The 21457-nt window shown below is 62.8% G+C and carries 21 protein-coding genes and 5 tRNA genes; 14 read left to right on the forward strand and 12 right to left on the reverse strand.

Annotated features, from left to right (window positions below; all coding sequences use genetic code 11):
• Positions 1-9: 9 nt before the first annotated feature.
• Positions 10-957: a 4-hydroxy-3-methylbut-2-enyl diphosphate reductase gene (ispH, locus tag PRJ_RS03180; protein WP_010951872.1), complete on the forward strand. Its 948-nt coding sequence runs from the start codon at positions 10-12 to the stop codon at positions 955-957.
• A 76-nt stretch (positions 958-1033) separates the two neighbouring features.
• Here the strand turns inward: ispH and PRJ_RS03185 are convergent, their stop codons facing one another.
• On the reverse strand, positions 1034-1516 hold the full coding sequence (locus tag PRJ_RS03185) for a GspH/FimT family protein (protein ID WP_104960732.1): 483 nt from the start codon (positions 1514-1516) through the stop codon (positions 1034-1036).
• 109 nt (positions 1517-1625) lie between these two features.
• Between PRJ_RS03185 and PRJ_RS03190 the strand changes: the two genes are divergently transcribed.
• The 5 genes from PRJ_RS03190 to thiO are packed head-to-tail and all read left to right on the forward strand — an operon-like array spanning position 1626 to position 4453.
• Positions 1626-1808, forward strand: coding sequence for a prepilin-type N-terminal cleavage/methylation domain-containing protein (locus PRJ_RS03190; protein WP_049588116.1), 183 nt, complete (start codon positions 1626-1628; stop codon positions 1806-1808).
• Positions 1805-2449 (forward strand): PilW family protein, encoded by a 645-nt coding sequence (locus PRJ_RS03195; RefSeq protein ID WP_104960733.1) that lies wholly within the window; start codon positions 1805-1807, stop codon positions 2447-2449. Before PRJ_RS03190 ends, PRJ_RS03195 begins: the two co-directional genes overlap by 4 nt.
• A complete protein-coding gene (locus PRJ_RS03200; protein WP_104960734.1) occupies positions 2446-2910 on the forward strand; it encodes a hypothetical protein in 465 nt (154 codons plus the stop codon). Before PRJ_RS03195 ends, PRJ_RS03200 begins: the two co-directional genes overlap by 4 nt.
• Before the next feature lies 1 nt (position 2911).
• A complete protein-coding gene (locus PRJ_RS03205) occupies positions 2912-3301 on the forward strand; it encodes a type IV pilin protein (protein WP_104960735.1) in 390 nt (129 codons plus the stop codon).
• Between the two features lie 54 nt (positions 3302-3355).
• Positions 3356-4453 carry a glycine oxidase ThiO gene (thiO, locus tag PRJ_RS03210; RefSeq protein WP_020192259.1) on the forward strand — a complete coding sequence of 366 codons (1098 nt, stop codon included), beginning with the start codon at positions 3356-3358 and terminating at the stop codon, positions 4451-4453.
• A gap of 144 nt (positions 4454-4597) precedes the next feature.
• Here the strand turns inward: thiO and PRJ_RS03215 are convergent, their stop codons facing one another.
• The 10 genes from PRJ_RS03215 to PRJ_RS03260 all read right to left on the reverse strand — a co-directional run bounded on the left by PRJ_RS03215 (position 4598) and on the right by PRJ_RS03260 (position 14499).
• The gene (locus tag PRJ_RS03215) at positions 4598-6007 is read right to left on the reverse strand and encodes an amidase (RefSeq protein WP_104960736.1); all 1410 of its coding nucleotides are present in this window, start codon (positions 6005-6007) and stop codon (positions 4598-4600) included.
• Position 6008: 1 nt separating this feature from the next.
• On the reverse strand, positions 6009-7286 hold the full coding sequence (locus PRJ_RS03220; RefSeq protein ID WP_104960737.1) for a Zn-dependent hydrolase: 1278 nt from the start codon (positions 7284-7286) through the stop codon (positions 6009-6011).
• A 152-nt stretch (positions 7287-7438) separates the two neighbouring features.
• Positions 7439-8134, reverse strand: coding sequence for an ABC transporter ATP-binding protein (locus PRJ_RS03225; RefSeq protein WP_020192256.1), 696 nt, complete (start codon positions 8132-8134; stop codon positions 7439-7441).
• Positions 8134-8886, reverse strand: coding sequence for an ABC transporter ATP-binding protein (locus PRJ_RS03230; RefSeq protein ID WP_012051121.1), 753 nt, complete (start codon positions 8884-8886; stop codon positions 8134-8136). The genes PRJ_RS03225 and PRJ_RS03230 overlap by 1 nt, the downstream gene beginning before the upstream one ends.
• Complete coding sequence (locus PRJ_RS03235; RefSeq protein ID WP_003247567.1) at positions 8886-9905, reverse strand: branched-chain amino acid ABC transporter permease; 1020 nt, start codon at positions 9903-9905, stop codon at positions 8886-8888. Before PRJ_RS03235 ends, PRJ_RS03230 begins: the two co-directional genes overlap by 1 nt.
• A gap of 1 nt (position 9906) precedes the next feature.
• Positions 9907-10767 carry a branched-chain amino acid ABC transporter permease gene (locus PRJ_RS03240; RefSeq protein WP_003247565.1) on the reverse strand — a complete coding sequence of 287 codons (861 nt, stop codon included), beginning with the start codon at positions 10765-10767 and terminating at the stop codon, positions 9907-9909.
• Positions 10768-10832: 65 nt separating this feature from the next.
• The gene (locus tag PRJ_RS03245) at positions 10833-12035 is read right to left on the reverse strand and encodes an ABC transporter substrate-binding protein (protein ID WP_003247562.1); all 1203 of its coding nucleotides are present in this window, start codon (positions 12033-12035) and stop codon (positions 10833-10835) included.
• Between the two features lie 90 nt (positions 12036-12125).
• Positions 12126-12890, reverse strand: coding sequence for a FadR/GntR family transcriptional regulator (locus tag PRJ_RS03250; protein WP_020192253.1), 765 nt, complete (start codon positions 12888-12890; stop codon positions 12126-12128).
• Positions 12891-13156: 266 nt separating this feature from the next.
• Positions 13157-13387 carry a PP0621 family protein gene (locus PRJ_RS03255; RefSeq protein WP_014589594.1) on the reverse strand — a complete coding sequence of 77 codons (231 nt, stop codon included), beginning with the start codon at positions 13385-13387 and terminating at the stop codon, positions 13157-13159.
• A gap of 92 nt (positions 13388-13479) precedes the next feature.
• Entirely contained in the window at positions 13480-14499 is a 1020-nt protein-coding gene (locus PRJ_RS03260) for an outer membrane protein assembly factor BamD (protein ID WP_004577276.1), read from the reverse strand.
• Between the two features lie 147 nt (positions 14500-14646).
• Here PRJ_RS03260 and rluD point away from each other — a divergent pair, with 147 nt between their 5' ends.
• The 8 genes from rluD (at position 14647) to PRJ_RS03300 (ending at position 19966) form a co-directional block, all read left to right on the forward strand.
• Complete coding sequence (rluD, locus tag PRJ_RS03265; protein ID WP_049588123.1) at positions 14647-15609, forward strand: 23S rRNA pseudouridine(1911/1915/1917) synthase RluD; 963 nt, start codon at positions 14647-14649, stop codon at positions 15607-15609.
• Entirely contained in the window at positions 15606-16346 is a 741-nt protein-coding gene (pgeF, locus tag PRJ_RS03270; protein ID WP_104960738.1) for a peptidoglycan editing factor PgeF, read from the forward strand. Before rluD ends, pgeF begins: the two co-directional genes overlap by 4 nt.
• A 249-nt stretch (positions 16347-16595) precedes the next feature.
• Positions 16596-19160, forward strand: coding sequence for an ATP-dependent chaperone ClpB (gene clpB, locus PRJ_RS03275; protein ID WP_104960739.1), 2565 nt, complete (start codon positions 16596-16598; stop codon positions 19158-19160).
• Positions 19161-19522: 362 nt separating this feature from the next.
• A tRNA-Asn gene (locus PRJ_RS03280) sits at positions 19523-19598 on the forward strand.
• 4 nt (positions 19599-19602) lie between these two features.
• Positions 19603-19679: transfer RNA gene (locus PRJ_RS03285), tRNA-Pro, on the forward strand.
• Between the two features lie 6 nt (positions 19680-19685).
• Positions 19686-19761: transfer RNA gene (locus tag PRJ_RS03290), tRNA-Lys, on the forward strand.
• Positions 19762-19808: 47 nt separating this feature from the next.
• A tRNA-Pro gene (locus PRJ_RS03295) sits at positions 19809-19885 on the forward strand.
• Positions 19886-19890: 5 nt separating this feature from the next.
• Positions 19891-19966 (forward strand) — tRNA-Lys (locus tag PRJ_RS03300).
• A gap of 185 nt (positions 19967-20151) precedes the next feature.
• Here the strand turns inward: PRJ_RS03300 and PRJ_RS03305 are convergent.
• The gene (locus tag PRJ_RS03305; protein WP_003247549.1) at positions 20152-21447 is read right to left on the reverse strand and encodes an NAD(P)/FAD-dependent oxidoreductase; all 1296 of its coding nucleotides are present in this window, start codon (positions 21445-21447) and stop codon (positions 20152-20154) included.
• Positions 21448-21457 lie beyond the last annotated feature (10 nt).

Consider the following 21457-nt stretch of genomic DNA (forward strand, 5'->3'; position numbering starts at 1 on the left):
GAGCCGAGCATGCAAATCAAACTCGCCAACCCTCGCGGCTTCTGCGCCGGGGTCGACCGGGCGATCGAGATCGTCAACCGCGCGCTGGAAGTCTTCGGCCCGCCGATCTATGTGCGCCACGAAGTGGTGCACAACAAGTTCGTGGTGGAAGACTTGCGTAACCGCGGCGCCATCTTTGTCGAAGAGCTGGACCAGGTGCCGGATGATGTCATCGTCATCTTCAGTGCCCACGGTGTTTCCCAGGCCGTGCGCCAGGAAGCTGCTGGCCGTGGCCTGAAAGTGTTCGATGCCACTTGCCCGCTGGTGACCAAGGTTCACATCGAAGTGGCCAAGTACAGCCGCGATGGCCGTGAGTGCATTCTCATCGGCCACGAAGGGCACCCGGAAGTCGAAGGCACCATGGGCCAGTACGATGCCAGCAACGGCGGCGCCATCTACCTTGTCGAAGACGAGGAAGATGTGGCCAACCTGCAGGTGCGCGACCCGGACCACCTGGCTTTCGTCACCCAGACAACACTGTCGATGGACGACACCAGCCGCGTCATCGATGCGCTGCGTGCGCGCTTCCCGAACATCGGCGGCCCGCGCAAGGACGACATCTGCTACGCCACCCAGAACCGCCAGGATGCCGTCAAGCAACTGGCCGGCGAGAGCGACGTGGTGCTGGTGGTCGGCAGCCCGAACAGTTCCAACTCCAACCGTTTGCGTGAGCTGGCTGAGCGCATGGGCACCCCGGCCTACCTGATCGACGGTGCCGAGGACCTGCAACGCGGCTGGTTTGACCAGGCCGCGCGCATCGGCATCACCGCCGGTGCTTCTGCGCCCGAAGTGCTGGTGCGTGGCGTGATCGAACAGCTCAAGGCCTGGGGCGCCACTGGCGCTGAAGAGCTGGACGGGCGCGAAGAGAACATCACCTTTTCAATGCCCAAAGAGCTGCGGGTTCGCTCGCTGATCTGACGGGCAGCACCGCCGCCAATGCAGGGGCTGCGTTGCAGCCCTTGCGCGACACAAGACCGCTCCTGCAATGACCGCGCTAGCAGCGGTCATTGCTCAGGTCCTCCGTAAGCAACCTGACTCTGCCGCTTGATGCCAGCACCACCTGATATCGGCTGCGAGCAGCGGCGCGTTCGCACATTTCCAGTTTTGCGCCCAACCAGCTGTTGCCCGACGTCATGGGCACGCCCAGCGCACTGAATTTGAACTGCTCACCGCGATTGCTGGTTATTTTCAGCGGCTTTGAAAGGCGCTGTTCGCGCAGCACCTGCCGGTTATGCTCCAGCACTACCCGCCAACCATTCCCCCAATTACCGTCCAGCGCCAGCACCAGCACCGGCTGACCCTGCAACAGCGCATGGCTGCGTGCACTGCGCAGCGCCTGTGCCAGATCACGGGCAGCCGCCGCTCGGTGCAGGTCATCGCTCATTCTGGCGTAGGCCGGCATGCCCAGTTGGGTCAGCAAGACCGCCACGGCCAAGGCTGACATCATTTGTATCAGTGTTACGCCGCGTTGCTTCACCGTGCATTCCTTCCTGGACGTGCTTGGCTATAGCTTCCTGGCGGTTGGACAAGAGGTCCAGTCGCCCAAGTTGAAAGCAATGACGGGAAAAGTCGCAGGAGGTGCAGGGATGCACGCAAGGCAAGGGGGCATGACGCTTCTGGAAGTGTTGTTGGCGGTTGTGGTCGTGGCCGTGGGTATGTTCGCCGCAGCGGGGCTGCAACTGCAGGCATTGCAGGCTGTGGACAGCGCGCGTCGCAATGGGCAGGCGGCAATGGCGGCGCACAGCGAGCATGAACGGGGGCGTCGATGAGGCGCGGCCAACGTGGTTTTGGTTTGGTTGAGCTGATGTTGGCGCTGACTATCGGGTTGATGTTGTTGGCGGCCGCCAGTCAGCTCTTTGCATCGGCTCACCAGGCCTGGCGCCTGCAAAGTACTGCGCTGCGCATGCAGGATGAGGCGCGGCAGGCATTGCTGCGCATGGCCCAGGATATTCGCATGGCCGGCATGTTTGGCTGTTTGCGCCTGAAATCTTCCGATTTCGATGACCCGGCATTACAGCAGGTCTTCGCTCGCCCCCTGGTGATCGAAGCGTCCACCCTCAGCCTGATCGTGGCGGAGTTGCCTGGGCAAGCTGGCCGACCTGACTGGTTTCTGCACACCAATTGCCTGACCGAAGTGTCTGTCGATGCAGCGCGCAAGGCTGGGGACCTACTGGTGTACCCGGTCAGCAGGTATGTCTACCAGCTCCAGGACGATAAGCTGAGGTTCAAACGCGGAAACAGCAAATTTCAACCGTTGGTTGATAATGTGCAGGCGATGCGTGTGGAGCGTGTGCAGATGGTGGGGGGAGAACGGGTGGATATCAGCCTGACGCTCTACGAACCCACGCTCAAGGTTCAGCAGCGCCATGAGTTGAGCGTCGCAATCCGCAACCCGGTCCCCGCTTCATGACTCACCAGCGTGGCGTGGTTCTTCTACTGGCCTTGGTCCTGAGCGTCCTGCTGGGCCTGCTTGCCACATCTGCCCTGCGCGACGCGCTGGTGGAAACGCGAATGACCGGCTACCTGAGCGATGGCCTGATGGCGCTGGAAGAGGCTGAGGCCACTTTGCTGGCCGGGGTACGCGAACTTGAACGGGCGCCCCCTGACGTTTGTAACGCGTGCCTGCCACCGCCCAGGCCGCACGATCTGATTGGGCAGTGGCAAAGTACCCAGACCGGCTTTTTCCAGCTGCAGAACCTGGGTATCAGCGAACGTGCCGCGCACATGCCCGAAGGGCAGCCGGTTAGCCTGTTCCGGATTACCGCCGTCAGCAAGCAAAGCCGCTCACGGCATGTGCTGGAAGCGGTCTACGCCGTGGTCGGCAATCAAACCCAACGCATCACCTGGCGGCAAAGATTGCGAGGAGACTGACATGCAGCAAGGCTTGAGCCTGATCGAGTTGTTGATTGTGCTGGCCGTGACCGGCATTCTGGCAGCCATTGCCTACCCCAGTTACAGCGACCAGCTTCGGCGAGCCGCGCGCAGCGAAGTAATTGGCCTGCTGCATGATGCCGCCCTGCGCCTGGAGCGCCACCGCGTGCGCACTGGCCAATACGCCGAGGGCGACCTGGTCTTGCCCGAAGGTACCCGCTACTACAGCCTTCAGGCCCAGCGCGACAGTGACACCTTCACGCTGCGCGCCCGGCGGCTACCGCATGGGCTGATGGCACAGGATGGCTGTGGCGATTTCCAGCTCGACCAGGCTGGCGTGCAGCACAATCCGGGCGCCGTTGAGCACAGCACGCACTGTTGGGGAAGTTGAAGGTTCAATGATGCCCGGTGCATCGCGGTTTTACTTCAGGTGTTGGATCGACAGATGAGCAAGCAAGTAGTGGTGGTTGGCGGCGGGGTGATCGGCCTGCTGACGGCATTCAACCTGGCAGCCAAGGTCGGCCAGGTGGTGGTGTGCGATCAGGGCGAGGTTGGCCGAGAGTCGTCCTGGGCTGGCGGAGGCATTGTCTCGCCGTTGTACCCATGGCGCTACAGCCCCGCAGTGACCGCTCTGGCGCACTGGTCGCAGGACTTTTATCCACAGCTGGGCGAGCGTCTGTTCGCCAGCACCGGTGTCGACCCGGAAGTTCACACCACCGGGCTGTACTGGCTCGACCTGGACGACGAGGCCGAAGCGTTGGCCTGGGCCGCGCGCGAGCAGCGGCCGCTCAGTGCCGTGGATATTTCGGCGGCCTACGATGCGGTGCCGGTGCTGGGCCCGGGCTTCAAGCACGCCATCTACATGGCTGGTGTGGCCAATGTGCGCAACCCACGCTTGGTCAAGTCGCTGAAGGCGGCGTTGCTGGCGCTGCCGAACGTGAGCTTGCGCGAACACTGCCAGATCACCGGCTTCGTGCAGGAAAAGGGGCGCGTGACCGGTGTACAGACGGCAGATGGGGTACTGGCGGCGGATGAGGTTGTGCTCAGCGCAGGCGCCTGGAGTGGCGACCTGTTGCGTACCCTTGGCCTTGAACTGCCGGTGGAGCCCGTGAAGGGCCAGATGATCCTGTTCAAGTGCGCTGAAGACTTCTTGCCGAGCATGGTGCTGGCCAAGGGGCGCTATGCAATCCCGCGACGTGACGGGCACATTCTGGTGGGGAGCACGCTGGAACACGCCGGGTATGACAAGACCCCGACCGGGGATGCGCTGGAAAGCCTGAAAGCATCGGCGGTGGAGTTGTTGCCAGAGCTTGAAGGCGCGACAGTGGTGGCGCACTGGGCGGGACTGCGGCCGGGGTCGCCAGAAGGCATCCCTTATATTGGGCCTGTGCCAGGGCATGAAGGGTTGTGGCTGAACTGCGGGCATTATCGCAATGGGCTGGTGCTGGCGCCGGCTTCGTGCCAGCTGTTTACCGATTTGCTGACAGGGGCCGAGCCGATTATCGACCCGGCGCCGTATGCGCCAGAAGGGCGTTTGGGCTGAGGACCTCTTCGCGGGTAAACCCGCTCCTACACGAGCGGGTTTACCCGCGAACGGGCCGCAAAAGCCAACACAAATTACAGCCAGTAATCGGTGCGTGTAGGAGCGGGTTCACCCGCGAAAGGGCCGCAGAAACCAACACAGATTTCAGCCAGTAATCGGTGCTTGCAGGTGCCGGGTCGGATAATGCTGCTCATACACCTTGCACACCCGCAGCACTTGCTCATCGGCAAAGCGCCCGGCCACCACCTGCAGGCCCACCGGCAACCCCTCGCGGGTGAACCCGCAGGGTACCGAGGCCGCCGGCTGTTGGGTCAGGTTGAAGGGATAGCTGAACGGCGTCCACTCCATCCATTGCGCCATCCCCGACCCAGGCGGCACGTTGTGTCCGGCCTCGAACGCCACCAACGGCAGCATCGGCGATACCAGCACGTCATATCGCTGATGAAAGGCATTCATCTTCGCAATCAATTCTGCCCGTGCCTCAAGCGCCTGGGTGTATTCGCCAAGGCTGATCTGTGCACCTTGTTCGGCAATCCAGCGCAGCCCCGGGTCAAGCAACGCTTTCTGCTCATCGCTCAAGGCACTTGCCAACCGCGCCGCACCGGCAAACCACAGGGTGTTGAAGGTTTCCAGCGGGTCGCTGAAGCCCGGGTCCACTTCCTCTACCTGCGCACCCAGCCGCGCCAGGCGCTGCACCGCTTGCGCCACCAGTGCCTGGATCTGTGGGTCGACCTGCACGTAACCGAAGTTGGCGCTGTAGGCGATGCGCAGGCCGCTCAGATCTTGCTGCTGGCTGAGCCACGGCGCCTGCCGGGGTGCGCCGGCCAAACCGTCGCGGGCATCGGGGCGCGCTACGCAGTCGAGCATCAGCACCGAATCGTCCACGGTACGCGTCATCGGCCCCAGGTGCGACAGCACGGTCATGGCGCTGGCCGGCCATTGCGGCACATAGCCGAAGGTCGGTTTGATGCCGAAGGTGCCGGTAAAGGCGCAGGGGATGCGAATCGAACCACCGGCATCGCTGCCCTGATGCAGTACCCCCAGGTTCAGCGCGGCGGCTGCCGCAGCACCACCAGACGAACCACCGGCAGTCAGCCTGGTATCCCACGGGTTGCGGGTAATGCCGTACAGCGGGTTGTCGGTCACGCCTTTCCAGCCGAACTCTGGCGTGGTGGTCTTGCCCACCAGCACTGCACCGGCTTCACGCATGAAGGCACTGAAGGGCGCATCGGTTTCCCACGGCCCGGCACCCGAGGTAGTACGCGAGCCCTTGCGGGTAGGCATGCCGCGGGTCAGGGTCAGGTCCTTGATCGAGGCGGGTACGCCATCCAGTCGGCCACAGGGCTCGCCGCGCTGCCAGCGCTGTTCGCTGGCGCGGGCGGCGGCGCGGGCGCCTTCGCCGTCGACATGGCAGAAGGCGTTGACCGCCGGGTTATGCAGGTCGATGCGCGCCAGCACATCCTCGACCACCTCGACGGGTGACAACTGGCGGCGCTGGTACAGTTCGAGCAGTTCGACGGCGGTGAGTTCGCCAATCGCGGTTTTCTGGGTCATTTCAACGGGCTCCCGGGTTGGCGGCCTGGAACATGGCGCGCAACAGGACGTCGCAACCATTGGCCAGGTCCTGGGGCGCGGCATTTTCGATTTCGTTGTGGCTGATGCCGCCTTCGCATGGCACGAAGATCATCCCGGCCGGGCCCAGCTCGGCGAGGAAGATTGCATCGTGACCGGCGCCGCTGACGATATCCATGTGGCTCAGGCCCAGCGCACGCGCCCCCTGGCGCACGGCATCCACACACTGCTCGGCGAAGTACAGCGGCGGGAAGTCGGCTGTCGGGGTCAGCTGATAGCTCAGGCCATGTTTCACCGTGCTGGTTTCGATGGCTGCGCGCACTTCGCTGACCATGGCGTCGAGGTGCCCAGGGTCGAGGTGGCGCAGGTCGATGGTCATGTGTACCTGGCCGGGGATAACGTTGCGCGAACCTGGATGCAGGGTCAGGCAGCCGACCGTGCCGCAGGCATGTGGTTGGTGCGCGTGAGCGACGCGGTTGACCGCAGCCACCACTTCGGCTGCGCCGACCAATGCGTCCTTGCGCAGGTGCATGGGCGTGGGGCCGGCATGCGCCTCGACACCGGTCAGTACCAGGTCGAACCATTTCTGTCCCAGGCAGCCCTGGACCACGCCGATGGTGGTGCGTTGGTCTTCCAGCACCGGGCCTTGCTCGATATGTGCTTCGAAGTAGGCGCCCACGGCATGCCCGGTAGGCACGCGCGGGCCGGCGTAGCCGATGCGCTGCAATTCAGCGCCGACCGACAGACCTTGGTCATCGACCTTGTCCAGGGTTTCCTGCAGGCCGAACTTACCGGCAAACACGCCCGAGCCCATCATGCAGGGCGGGAAGCGCGAACCTTCTTCGTTGGTCCATACCACCACTTCCAGCGGGGCTTCGGTGGTCAGGTGCAGGTCGTTGAGCGTGCGCATCACTTCGAGGCCGGCCATGACGCCGTAGCAGCCATCGAACTTGCCGCCGGTGGGTTGGGTGTCGATGTGGCTGCCGGTCATAACCGGTGCCAGGGCAGGGTTGCGGCCGGGGCGGCGGGCGAAGATGTTGCCGATGGCGTCGATGCTGACGGTGCAGCCGGCTTCTTCGCACCAGCGCACGAACAGGTCGCGCGCCTGGCGGTCGAGGTCGGTCAGGGCCAGGCGGCATACGCCACCCTTGGCGGTGGCGCCGAGTTGGGCCAGGTCCATCAATGATTGCCACAGGCGCTCGCGGTTGATCAGAGGGCCTTGGCCGAGCAGGTGCTGCGAGGGATCGATGCGGGTGTTCATGGTTCATCTCTCCTGAAATTTCTGGGTTGCTTGTACCGGCCTATTCGCGGGTGAACCCGCTCCTACAAAGGCCTCGCAGGGCTGAGGGTGGTGACACCTTTGTAGGCGCGGGTTTGCCCGCGAAAGGGCCGGTACAGGTAAGCACGGTCGGGTCAGGCGCTAAGGGCCAGGTAACGGTTCTTGATGCTCGGGTCCTCGCGGAACTGCGCCGCACTGCCCTGGTAAGCGACGCGGCCCTGCTCCAGCACATAGTGGCGATCAGCAAGGGCATCGCATACCATCAGGTTCTGCTCTACCAGCAGGATCGACAGCCCTTCGTCCTTGATCCGTCGCAGGATCTTCACCAGTTCATCGACAATCACCGGGGCCAGGCCCTCGGTGGGTTCGTCGAGGATCAGCAGCCTGGGGCCGTTGAGCAGGGCGCGGGCGATGGCCAACATTTGCTGCTCGCCACCGGACAGGGCGAAACCACCGTTGCGGCGCCGCTCCTTCAGGCGCGGGAACATGCTGTAGACGTCCTCCAGCTGCCAGCGGCTGGCTTTGCGCACGGCAATCTTCAGGTTCTCCTCCACGCTGAGTTGGCGGAAAATGCCGCGGTGTTCCGGCACCAGAGCAATGCCGAGCCGGGCGATATCGAAAATTTCGCGGCCGACCAACTGCTGGCCGTTGAAGCTGATCTGCCCCTGTCGTGGGCGGACGATGCCAAGGATGCTGCGCAAGGTGGTGGTCTTGCCTGCGCCGTTGCGCCCCAGCAGCGTTACCAGTTCGCCTGCCTCGACCTTGAGCGAGACACCTTCGAGCACATGGCTCTTGTCGTAGTAGGAATGGATCGAATCGACGTTGAGCATCAGGCGGCCTCTCCAAGGTAGGCGGTGCGTACGCGCTCGTCGTTGCGCACCTGTTCAGGGGTACCCTCGACCAGGATCTGGCCGTGACTCATCACCGTGATGCGCTGGCTGATCGACATGACAATGCTCATGTTGTGCTCGATCAGTAGCACGGTATGGTCGCGGCCAAGATCGCTGATCAGGTCGGTCATCACCGGGATGTCGTCGATGCCCATGCCTGAAGTGGGTTCGTCGAGCATCAGCAGGGTGGGCTTGGCGCAGATCGACATGCCCACTTCCAGCACCCTTTGCTGGCCGTGCGACAGCTCGCCCGCCAGGGTTTCGGCACGGGCGCTCAGTTTCAGGCGCTCCAGCACCTGGTCGGCGGTGTTCCAGTGGCTGCGCTTGTGCTCGACGCTGCGCCAAAAGTTCAGCGCGCCCAGGCCATCACGGCCTTGGGCTGCCAGGCGCAGGTTCTCGCGCACGGAAAGGTTCTGGAACAGGCTGGTGAGCTGAAACGAACGCGCCATGCCAAGTGCCACCCGCCCGTGGGACGGCTTGCGAATGATGTCCTGGCCATTGAACAGGATCTTGCCGGCAGTGGCCTGACGTTCGCCGGTCAGGCAGTGGAACAGGCTGGTCTTGCCAGCGCCGTTGGGGCCGATGATGGTGTGGATGGTGCCGGCTCGCACTTTGAGGTCAACGCCCGCGACCGCCTTGAACGGCCCGTAAGCCAGCTCCAGCTGGCGGGTTTCCAGGAGGTAGTCGCTCATCACAGGGTCTCCTTGGTCTTGGCCTGGGGTTTGTCATCGGCATTGCGGGTGGCCAGCAGGCGCTTGCCCAGTTCGGTCAGGCCGCCCCACAGGCCGCCACGCATGAACACCACCACCAGAATCAGGATCACCCCCAGCAGCATCAGCCAGCGTGGCCAAAGCTCCGACAGCACGTCACCCAGCAGCACGATGGCGCCGGCCCCCAGCAGCGAGCCGAACAGTGAGCCGGTGCCGCCGACGATGGTCATGATCAGGATGTTCTCGCTCATCATCAGGTCGATGTTCGACAGCGGCGCAAAGTGCAGCAGCATGGCGTACAGCGCCCCGGCGATGCCGGTGATGGCGCCCGACAGCATGAACACCAGAATCTTGAAATGGCGGGTGTCGTAGCCGATGGCGGCGGCGCGGGTCTCGTTCTCACGGATAGCCAGCAGGGTGCTGCCGAATGGCGAACGGATCACCCGCAGGGCTGCGGCGAAGATCAACAGGAACAGCACCGCGACGAACACATAAAAGTGCCGTGGGTCGGCCAGGTCGACCAGCACATGGCCGGCGATTTCGATATTCGGCCGTGGCACATCAAGCAGGCCGTTGTCACCGCCGGTCCAGCCGCTGAGGGTATAGGCCAGGAAGTAGGCCATCTGGCTGAAGGCCAGGGTCAGCATGACGAAGTAGATGCCCGTGCGACGGATCGCCAGTGCGCCCACCAGCAGCGCGAGGAAGGCGCCGAACACAGCTGCGCCAAGCAGCGCGGCGAACATGCCCCACTGCAGGTGGATCATCAGCAGCGCTGCGCCATAGGCGCCCACGCCAAAGAAGATGCCCTGGCCGAACGACAGCAGTCCGGTGTAGCCGAGCAGCAGGTTGCAGGCCAGTGCGGCCATGGCAAAGATCAGGATCTCGGTGGCCAGGGTGGCCGAGGGCAGCAACAGCGGCAGCGCCACCAGGCTGGCAACTACCAGCGACAGCAGCGCCGGGGCGCGGCCCTTGGCGACTGGCAATGGGTTTTTCTCGCTCATCTCAGGCTCTCCCGAACAGGCCGTAGGGACGGACCAGAATCACTGCTGCCATGGCGCCGTAGATCATCAGGCTGGCGCCTTGCGGCCAGAGACTGGTCATCATGCTTTGCACCACACCCACCAGCAGGCCGCCAACCAGCGCCCCGCCGAACGACCCCATGCCGCCAATCACCACCACCACGAAGGCAATGCCGAGGATTTCCGGGCCGACGAAGGGCTGGGCGCCCCGTAGCGGCGCAAACAGCACACCCGCCACACCTGCCAGGCCCACGCCCAGGGCGAATGTCAGGGAGAACAGGCGGAAAATGTTGGTGCCCAACAGCGACACGGTTTCGGTGCTTTCGCTACCGGCCCGCACCAGTGCGCCGAAACGGGTGCGTTCCAGCAGCAGCCACAGGCCAATACCGATCAGCGCTGCGAAGCCGATCAGGAACAAGCGGTAGTAGGGGTAGATGAAGTCGCCGAGTATCAGCACCCCACGCAGTTCGGGTGGCACGGCAATGTTCTTGCCCACCGGGCCCCAGATCAGCACCGACGCTTCCTGGATGATCAGCGCGATGCCGAGGGTGACGAGGATCTGGAAGGTGTGCGGCAGGTGGTAGATGCGTTTGATCAACAGGCGCTCGACCGCCCAGGCCAGCGCGGCCACCACCAGTGGCGCAATCAGCAGCGCCAGCCAGAAGTTGCCGGTGACGGCCACGGCGGTGTAGCACAGGTAGGCGCCCAGCAAGAAAAACGCGCCGTGGGCGAAGTTGACGAAGTTGAGCAGGCCGAAAATGATCGTCAGGCCTACGGCGATGAGGAAGTAGATCATCCCCAGGCCCAGGCCGTTGAGCAGTTGGAACAGGTACAAATCGAGCATGAGCGTGCCCTCGACAGCGCGCCGGGCGGCTGCCTGTACAAGTGTTTGTGACTAACGCCGCAGCTTCAGGCCAGGGCGCAACCGGTGTGATCGACCTCGACGAACGAGCGGCCCGAACTGATGACTTCGGCCAGGTCGTCCTCGTCGCGCATCTGCCCCTGGGGCTTGCCGCGCAGCAGGTAGTAGTCCTTGAGCACCTGGTGGTCACCCGGGCGGATCAGTTCTTCGCCGGTCGGGCCCTGGAAGCGCATGCCCTGCAATGCCGCAGACACGGCGGCCCCGTCCAGGCTGCCGGCCTTGACGATGGCTTCGAGCATCACCTTGGTGCCGATGTAGTCGGCGGCCAGCGGATAGTTGGGGTTGATGCCATAGGCCTTGCGGGTGGCGGCGACCAACTGTTTGTTCAGCGGGGTGTCGACCTGGTGCCAGTACTGCGCACCCAGGTACACGCCCTCGAGCACGTCGCTGCCCAGCTCCTGGAACTGGTCGAGGCCGGCAGACCACACCATCAGCACTTTCATGCGGTCCTTGATGCCGAAGTTGACCGCCTGGCGCAGGGCGTTGGAGGCCTGGCTACCGAAGTTGAGCAGCACCAGCACGTCGGGCTTGGCGGCGATGGCGTTGGTCAGGTAGCCGGAAAATTCCTGCTCCTGCAGCGAGTGGTAGCTGTTGCCGATGTGTTCCACGCCGAGCTCGGCGAACACTTTGCGGGCGTTGTCCAGCAGGGCATCGCCGAATACGTATTGCGGGGTGATGGTGTACCAGCGCTTGGCCTGGGGCAGCTGGCGGCTCATCGGCACCAGGGTTTCGCGGATGGCACCATAGGTGGGCACCGACCAGCGGAAGGTTGAGGCATTGCAGTCCTTGCCGGTGATTTCATCGGCGCCCACAGGCGTCATGAACACGCCGCCGGCTTTGTGGATTTCCTTGGACACCGCCAGTGCCGAAGACGACAGGGTGCACCCCTGGAAGAAGCGTGCACCATCCTGGCCGATGGCTTCCTGCACCTTGCGCACCGCCTTGCCGGCGTTGCCTTCGGTGTCGATGACTTTGTACTTGAGCGGGTGGCCGAGCAACTGCGGGTGCTCGGCGATGGCCAGGCGCGAGCCCATGTCGGCGTACTTGCCGTAGCTGGCGAAGGCGCCCGACATGGACTTGAGCCCATAGAAGGTCAGCGGTTGGTCGGCGAATGCCCGGTGTGCCCCCAAGGGGAGGCTACCTAAGGCACCCAGGGCAAGGCCTGCCTTGAGCAGGGTACGTCTTTGCATGAGTAACTCCTTGTTTGTGGTTATTAGGCAGGAGTGGCAATGACAAAGCGGGTACGGCCGGGCCTGTGTGCAGGCCTCTTTGCAGGCGCATCAGTGGTGGTGATCGAACTCCAGCAGGAAGTTACGGGCAACCTCGCCTTCCAGCGCGGTCATGTGGTGCTCGGCGTCGCACATGTGTTCGTGCATCAGCCGGCGTACGGCGGGTTCGTCGCTGGCGCGCAAGGCGGTCAGCAGTTGCTTGTGGTAGTCGATGTTGGCGGCGGCGAACTGCTGGCGCTTGGGCAGGTAGGCCTTTTTCAGCACCACCAGGTCGCGCAGCAGGTCGTTGAGGAACACCGCCATGAAACGCAGCAACGGGTTGGGGCAGCGGTTGGCCAGCAGGGTGTGGAATTCAAGCTCCGCCAGGCGCTGCTCACGCTGGCCTTCTTCGCTGTCTTCCGGCGCGCTGCAGAAGTCGATGTTGGCCTGCAGCGCGGCGTAATCGGCTTCGCTCAGCTTGCCCATCACCGACACCGCCAGTTCTACCTCGATGACTTTGCGCAGCTGGTACACCTGTTCGCCGTCCAGGTGCTGGAAATGCAGGTAGTTGCGCAGCGCGCGGCTGGCTGGCTCGGTGCCCACTTCGTTCAGGTAGGCGCCCCCGGTCGGGCCGGTGCGGGTGCTGACCAGGCCTTCGACTTCGAGCGCCTTGAGGGCTTCGCGGGCGGTGCCCTTGGAGCATTCGAAATGCTCCATCAGCTCACGCTCGGTAGGCAGGCGGTCGCCGGGGTGCAGCGCTTCGGTGACGATCGAGCGCTTGACTGATTCGACGATCACATCGGACAGCTTCTGGCGCTTGCGTTTGGGTTTGAGCATTTCGCTATTTTTCATATTTATGCGGATAAATAGGATTTAGCGAATTTTGGCCGGACGGGTCAATGCTGGCGGGGGGGAGGGGTCGTAAATGGTGTGAAAGGGTCGGGGAGGGATATGTGGAACACGAAATTGCAGATAAAAACTGTGGGAGCGGGCGTGCCCGCGAACACCGGCGAAGCCGGTGCCATACACCGTGGTGCCTGCTTCGCGGGCAAGCCCGCTCCCACAGATTTCGAATTGGTTTCAGGATTGAACAGACATCGTGTTCAGCCTTGGTGGCCAGGGCCCTGCTGCAGGTGGGCCTGGCTGCAATACCACTCATTGCCCTGCTGCAGCGCCCGGTCGTTGGGCAGGTGCACGCCGCAATGGGCACAGCGCACCATCTTCAGCGGCGCATCCAGCTTCGCCTCGGGGTGCGACTGCTGGCTGACTTTGTATTTGCGCCACAGCCAGAACGCGGCGGCGATCAGGGCGATCCAGAAAAGTAGGCGAACCATGATGTCCAGCTTGTCGGTTGAAGAAGCCGACAGTCTAGGACGCGGCCATAAAAAAAGGGAGGCCTGGCCTCCCTTTCATTTACCGCTGTGGGTCAGTCGAACAGACCAAAGGTCATGTAGCTGAACCAGGAACGGTCTTTCTCGGCTTCTTTCGGGCCTTCCGGCACGATCGGGTCGCCGTTCTCGTCTTTAGGCAGCAGCTCTCGCGGCATCTCGTCGCGCGCGTCCTGGAACTGCTTGACCACGTCCTGGTTGGCGCGGGTTTCGCCTGGCGGCAGCGGGGTATCGGTTTCGATCAGGCCCAAGGTGGCCTTGGACAGCCAGCCGCGGCCGTCAGACTCGGTCTGCTTGGGCTGGAACTCGCCATCGACCAGGCTCGGGTGGTCCGGGTAGTTGAGCTTGAGGGTTTCCAGGCTCGTGGCGGCCAGTTCGTCCAGGTGCAGCTTCTGGTACGACTCGACCATCACCGCCAGGCCGTCACCGACAGACGGGGTTTCCTGGAAGTTTTCGACCACGTAGCGGCCACGGTTGGCAGCCGCTACATAAGCCTGGCGGCTCAGGTAGTAGTCGGCCACGTGGATTTCGTACGAAGCCAGCAGGTTGCGCAGGTAGATCATGCGCTGCTTGGCGTCTGGCGCGTAGCGGCTGTTGGGGAAGCGGCTGGTCAGCTGGGCGAACTCGTTGTACGAGTCGCGGGCGGCGCCCGGGTCACGCTTGGTCATGTCCAGCGGCAGGAAGCGCGCCAGCAGGCCACGGTCCTGGTCGAACGAGGTCAGGCCCTTGAGGTAGTAGGCGTAATCGACGTTCGGGTGCTGCGGGTGCAGGCGGATAAAGCGCTCGGCGGCCGACTTGGCGGCCTCGGGCTCAGAATTCTTGTAGTTGGCGTAGATCAGCTCGAGCTGCGCCTGATCGGCATAGCGGCCGAACGGGTAGCGCGACTCCAGGGCCTTGAGCTTGTTCACGGCGCTGGTGTAGCTGGAGTTGTCCAGATCAGCCTGGGCCTGCTGGTACAGTTCGGCCTCGCTGAGGTTCTCGTCAATGACCTCTTTATTAGAGGAACAGGCCGCGGTAAGCCCGAGGATGGCGATCAGCAGCAGGTGTTTCACTCGCATGGCGGCTTGCGTCCCTTTGACGGCCGCTGTCTTGGGCGGTGCCGTCCTGTTATGATGAGCGCCCCGGCCAACCCCGGGACAAAAGAAGCCGTATTTAACCACAAGCTCGCAGCCGAAACCAAAGGCTGTGCGCCCGCCGAATCGAGCATGTCCGAGATCATTCAACTTAGCGCAGAGGTACCGTCCGAACTGGGCGGCCAACGCCTCGACCAGGTCGCCGCCCAATTGTTCGCCGAGTACTCGCGTTCGCGGCTAACTTCGTGGATCAAAGAGGGCCGCCTGACGGTCGATGGTGCAGTCGTGCGCCCTCGAGACCTTGTTCATGGTGGCTCTCAGCTTGCCCTGGAGGCCGAGCAAGAGGCCCAGGGCGAGTGGATCGCAGAAGATATCGAACTGGATATCGTCTACGAAGACGACCACATCCTAGTGATCAACAAGCCTGCCGGGCTGGTTGTGCACCCGGCGGCCGGGCATGCCAGCGGCACCCTGCTCAACGCGCTGCTGCACCATGTGCCAGACATCGTCAACGTGCCGCGCGCCGGTATCGTGCACCGCCTGGACAAGGACACCACCGGCCTGATGGTGGTGGCCAAGACCCTGCAGGCGCAGACCAAGCTGGTCGAGCAGATGCAGGCCCGCAAGGTCAGCCGCATCTACGAGTGCATCGTGATCGGCGTGGTGACTGCCGGTGGCAAGATCGACGCGCCTATCGGCCGCCACGGCGGCATGCGCCAGCGCATGGCTGTAACCGACGGCGGCAAGCCGGCGGTCAGCCACTACCGCGTACTCAAGCGCTTCCGCTCGCACACCCATGTGCGGGTCAAGCTGGAAACCGGCCGTACCCACCAGATTCGCGTGCACATGGCCCACGTGGGTTTCCCACTGGTTGGCGACCAGACATACGGCGGGCGCTTCCGTATTCCGCCCGCTGCCAGCCCGACCATGGTCGAGGCGGTCAAGACCTTCCCGCGCCAGGCGCTGCATGCGCGTTTCCTCGCCTTGGCCCACCCGATTACCGGTGAAGTCATGAAGTGGGAATCGCCACTGCCGGATGACTTCGTCTGGTTGCTGTCGCTGCTGAACCAGGACCGCGAGAGCTTCATCGGATGAGTGACCTGACGCAGGCGTTGCTGTTCCCCGACTGGCCGGCCCCGGCTTCGGTCCGCGCCTGTGTCACCACCCGTCAGGGCGGCGTCAGCCTGCCGCCTTACGAAACCTTCAACCTCGGCGACCATGTTGGGGATGACCCTGCCGCGGTCGCCGAGAACCGCCGCCGCCTGAGCGAACAGTTCACCATCCAACCGGCCTGGCTCAAGCAGGTGCATGGGCGGGTGGTGGCGGATGCCGACCCGGCGGTGGTCGCCGAGGCCGATGCCAGCTGGACCCGCCAGCCTGGCATTGCCTGCACCGTGATGACCGCCGATTGCCTGCCTGCGTTGTTCTGCGACCGCGCGGGCACCCGCGTGGCGGCGGCGCATGCTGGCTGGCGTGGGCTGGCGGGTGGTGTGCTGGAAGCCACGCTGGACCGGCTGGCGCTGCCGCCAGAAGAGGTGCTGGTGTGGTTGGGGCCTGCCATCGGCCCGCAAGCATTCGAAGTGGGGCTGGAAGTGCGTGATGCCTTTACCGCCGTGCACCCGCAAGCAGCTCGGGCATTCGTCGACGGCGAACGGCCAGGCAAGCTGTTGGCGGATATCTATGAGCTGGCGCGTATTCGCCTGGCTGCCCGTGGCGTGACTGCTGTTTATGGCGGTGGCTTGTGCACGGTCAGTGATGCGCGGTTCTTCTCCTATCGCCGTACCCCGCAGGGTGGGCGTTTTGCATCGTTGGTCTGGCTGGACCCGCGCTAGCCTGTACCGGCCTCTTCGCGGGCACGCCCGCTCCCACAGAGATTCCGCAAACGTTGAAACTGGTGGTGTACCTGTGGGGGCGAGCATGCCCGCGAATGGCCCCCGTTAATCCAACAGGTTGACTTTGGTCAACCCCGCTAAGCTTGAATCTTCCAGAATCAGCCTTATCTATAAAGTCATCTCAGGCAGGTTTCTTTATAAACAGGCGCTGTCCATCGCTCCGACCTGCCCTTTAAAGGAAGGTACACCATGCGAATAGACCGTTTAACCAGCAGGCTGCAACTTGCAATATCCGATGCCCAGTCTTTGGCCGTTGGCATGGACCACCCTGCCATCGAGCCCGTGCACCTGTTACAGGCGCTGCTCGAACAGCAGGGCGGCTCCATCAAACCGCTGCTGATGCAGGTAGGCTTCGACATCAATGGCCTGCGCCAGGGGCTGGTGAAAGAGCTCGACCAACTGCCAAAAATACAGAACCCTACCGGCGACGTGAACATGTCGCAGGACTTGGCACGCCTGCTTAACCAGGCAGACCGCCTGGCACAGCAGAAGGGCGACCAGTTCATTTCCAGCGAGCTGGTGCTGTTGGCCGCCATGGACGAAAACAGCAAGCTCGGCAAGCTGCTGCTGAGCCAGGGCGTGAGCAAGAAAGCGCTGGAAAATGCCATCAACAACCTGCGTGGCGGCGCGGCAGTGAATGACGCCAACGCCGAGGAATCGCGCCAGGCGCTGGACAAATACACCGTCGACCTGACCAAGCGTGCCGAAGAGGGCAAGCTGGACCCGGTCATTGGCCGTGACGATGAAATCCGCCGTACCGTGCAGGTGCTGCAACGCCGTACCAAGAACAACCCAGTGCTTATTGGTGAGCCTGGCGTGGGTAAAACCGCCATCGCCGAAGGCCTGGCCCAGCGCATCATCAATGGTGAAGTGCCTGACGGCCTCAAAGGCAAGCGCCTGCTGGCGCTGGACATGGGCGCGTTGATTGCCGGTGCCAAGTACCGCGGTGAGTTCGAAGAGCGCTTGAAAAGCCTGCTGAACGAGCTGTCCAAGCAGGAAGGCCAGATCATCCTGTTCATCGACGAACTGCACACCATGGTCGGCGCCGGCAAAGGCGAGGGCGCCATGGACGCCGGCAACATGCTCAAGCCGGCCCTGGCCCGCGGCGAGCTGCATTGCGTAGGTGCCACCACGCTGAACGAGTACCGCCAGTTCATCGAAAAGGACGCCGCCCTGGAGCGCCGTTTCCAGAAGGTGCTGGTCGAGGAGCCGAGCGAGGAAGACACCATCGCCATCCTGCGTGGCCTGAAAGAGCGCTATGAAGTGCACCACAAGGTGGCCATCACCGACGGTGCAATCATCGCTGCGGCCAAGCTCAGCCACCGCTACATCACCGACCGCCAGCTGCCGGACAAGGCCATTGACCTGATCGACGAAGCGGCCAGCCGCATCCGCATGGAGATTGACTCCAAGCCGGAAGTGCTCGACCGCCTTGATCGCCGCCTGATCCAGCTGAAGGTGGAGTCGCAGGCGCTGAAGAAAGAAGAAGACGAAGCGGCGAAAAAACGCCTGGAGAAGCTGACCGAAGAAATCGAGCGGCTGGAGCGTGAGTATTCCGACCTGGAAGAAATCTGGGCTTCGGAGAAAGCTGAAGTGCAGGGCTCGGCGCAGATCCAGCAAAAGATCGAGCAGTCTCGCCAGGAGCTGGAAGCCGCCCGTCGCAAAGGCGACCTGAACCGCATGGCCGAACTGCAGTACGGGGTGATCCCGGACCTGGAGCGCAGCCTGCAGATGGTCGACCAGCACGGCAAGACCGACAACCAGTTGCTGCGCAACAAGGTCACCGAGGAAGAAATTGCCGAAGTGGTGTCGAAGTGGACCGGCATTCCTGTGGCCAAGATGCTCGAAGGCGAGCGTGAGAAGCTGCTGAAAATGGAAGAGCTGCTGCACCAGCGCGTGATTGGCCAGAGCGAGGCGGTAACCGCCGTAGCCAACGCCGTACGCCGCTCGCGTGCCGGGTTGTCTGACCCGAACCGGCCAAGTGGTTCGTTCCTGTTCCTCGGCCCGACTGGTGTGGGCAAGACCGAACTGTGCAAGGCGCTGGCCGAGTTCCTGTTCGACACCGAAGAGGCGATGGTGCGCATCGACATGTCCGAATTCATGGAGAAGCACTCCGTCGCGCGCCTGATCGGTGCACCACCAGGCTATGTAGGGTATGAAGAGGGCGGTTACCTGACCGAGGCCGTGCGGCGCAAGCCTTACTCGGTGGTGCTGCTGGACGAGGTGGAAAAAGCCCACCCGGATGTGTTCAACGTACTGTTGCAGGTGCTGGAAGACGGCCGCCTGACCGACAGCCACGGGCGCACCGTGGACTTCCGCAACACCGTGATCGTGATGACCTCCAACCTGGGCTCGGCGCAGATTCAGGAACTGGTGGGTGACCGCGAGGCACAGCGTGCGGCAGTGATGGATGCGGTGGGGGCACACTTCCGTCCGGAGTTCATCAACCGCATCGACGAAGTGGTGGTGTTCGAGCCTTTGGGCCGCGAGCAGATTGCCGGTATTACCGAAATCCAGCTCGGCCGCCTGCGCAGCCGTTTGCTGGAGCGCGAACTGTCGCTGAGCCTGAGCCCAGAGGCGTTGGACAAGCTGATTGCCGTGGGTTACGACCCGGTGTACGGCGCGCGGCCGCTGAAGCGGGCGATCCAGCGCTGGATCGAGAACCCGCTGGCGCAGCTGATTCTGGCCGGCAAGTTCCTGCCCGGTACGGCGATCACCGCCAAGGTGGAAGGCGACGAAATCGTCTTCGGCTGATTGTGTTGCACCATGAGCCCCGCGTTTGCGGGGCTTTTTTTGCCTGTTGCCAATGCCGGCACAGCCCAGCTATTTCGGGCCTTTGCGCCAACCCGGGGTAACCGCCTGAAATTTTTGAAATTTTTGCTTGCATCAAATTTAGAGTGCCCCTAATATACGCCGCGTTGTCAGGCACTAAGCGAATCACCAGCAACATCGGTGATCGCAAAACAACTTACAAATCAGTAAGTTGAATGAAAAAAAGTGGTTGACAAGCAAAACGAAGAATGTAGAATAGCCGGCCTCAGCAGCGACAACGCGAAAGCGAAGAAGCTAAAGAGTCCGAAGCGAACACAGTCTTCGGAGTTGTACCGAAGTTCAGTTCCGCGATAGCTCAGTCGGTAGAGCAAATGACTGTTAATCATTGGGTCCCTGGTTCGAGTCCAGGTCGCGGAGCCAATCTCGGGGTGTAGCGCAGTCCGGTAGCGCGCCTGCTTTGGGAGCAGGATGTCAGGAGTTCGAATCCCCTCACCCCGACCATTTTCCGGGTCGTTAGCTCAGTTGGTAGAGCAGTTGGCTTTTAACCAATTGGTCGTAGGTTCGAATCCTACACGACCCACCATGTAGAAAAGGGCATCTCCAAAGAGATGCCCTTTTTTTTGAAACACTCGGGGTGTAGCGCAGTCCGGTAGCGCGCCTGCTTTGGGAGCAGGATGTCAGGAGTTCGAATCCCCTCACCCCGACCATTTTTGGGTCGTTAGCTCAGTTGGTAGAGCAGTTGGCTTTTAACCAATTGGTCGTAGGTTCGAATCCTACACGACCCACCATGAACAAAGGGCATCTCGCATGAGATGCCCTTTTTCTTTTGCCTCGAAAAATGCGCCCATCGGTGCAAATCCCACCTGTTTGCCACACCGCCCCTTTGTAGGAGCGGGTTCACCCGCGAATACGGCAGTGCAGCCACCATCGCATTCACAGGTAAACCCGCGCCATGCAGGGCATGGGGCGCCTGTCAGTGCAACTTCAGGCGCGGCTCGGTACCCCGGCCAATCTTGCTGCCCAGCATCATCAACGCCGTGCGGAAGAACCCGTACAGCGCCATCTGGTGCATGCGGTACAGCGACACATAGAACATCCGCGCCAGCCAGCCTTCCAGCTTCACGCTGCCCATCAGGTTACCCATCAGGTTGCCCACCGCCGAGAAGCGCGACAGCGACACCAGCGAGCCATAGTCCTTGTACTCGTAAGTCGGCAGGGCCTTGTTCTCCAGGCGCGCCTTCAGGCTTTGCGCCAGCATCGAAGCCTGCTGGTGCGCCGCCTGTGCGCGCGGCGGCACGTTGCGGTCGCTGCCAGGTTGCGGGCAGGCGGCGCAGTCACCGAAGGCGAAGATGTTGTCGTCGCGGGTGGTTTGCAGGGTGGGGCGCACCACCAACTGGTTAATGCGGTTGGTTTCCAGGCCATCGATGTCCTTGAGGAAACCTGGCGCCCGGATACCGGCTGCCCACACTTTCAGGCTGGCCTGGATCACTTCACCGTCCTTGGTTTTCAGGCCGTCCTCGGTCACTTCACTGACTGCGGCGTTGGTCATCACCTTCACCCCGAGTTTTTCCAGGGTTTTGTGAACCGGTACGCTGATGCGCTCCGGCAGCGCCGGCAGAACGCGCGGGCCCGCCTCGATAAGGGTGATGTGCATGTCCTTGGGCTGGATGCGGTCCAGGCCATAGGCCGCCAGCTCGTGGGCAGCGTGGTGCAGCTCGGCCGCCAGCTCTACACCGGTGGCACCGGCGCCGACAATGGCTACGCTGATTTTCTCGCTGGCCACGTCGCCGGCGTGGGCACGCAGGTAGTGGTTGAGCAGTTGCTGGTGGAAACGCTCGGCCTGCTTGCGGGTATCCAGGAACAGGCAGTGCTGCGCTGCGCCCAGGGTGCCGAAGTCGTTGGTGTTGGAGCCCACGGCGATCACCAGGGTGTCGTAGCCCAGGGTGCGCGCAGGCAGAAGCTCGCGGCCCTCTTCGTCGAGGGTGGCAGCCAGTTGAATCTGCTTGCCTTCACGGTCCAGGCCGCTCATGCGCCCCAGCTGGAAATTGAAGTGGTTCCACTTGGCCTGAGCCACGTAGTTCAGTTCGTCTTCCGAGGAGTTCAGCGAGCCGGCGGCCACTTCGTGCAGCAGTGGCTTCCAGATGTGCGTGAGGTTGGTGTCGACCAGGGTGATTTCGGCCTGCTTGCGCTTGCCCAGGCTTTTACCCAGGCGGGTCGCCAGTTCCAGGCCGCCGGCGCCGCCGCCGACAATCACGATGCGATGAGTCATGGGAATATCT

The organism is Pseudomonas sp. XWY-1, from assembly GCF_002953115.1.
GTDB lineage: Bacteria > Pseudomonadota > Gammaproteobacteria > Pseudomonadales > Pseudomonadaceae > Aquipseudomonas > Aquipseudomonas alloputida.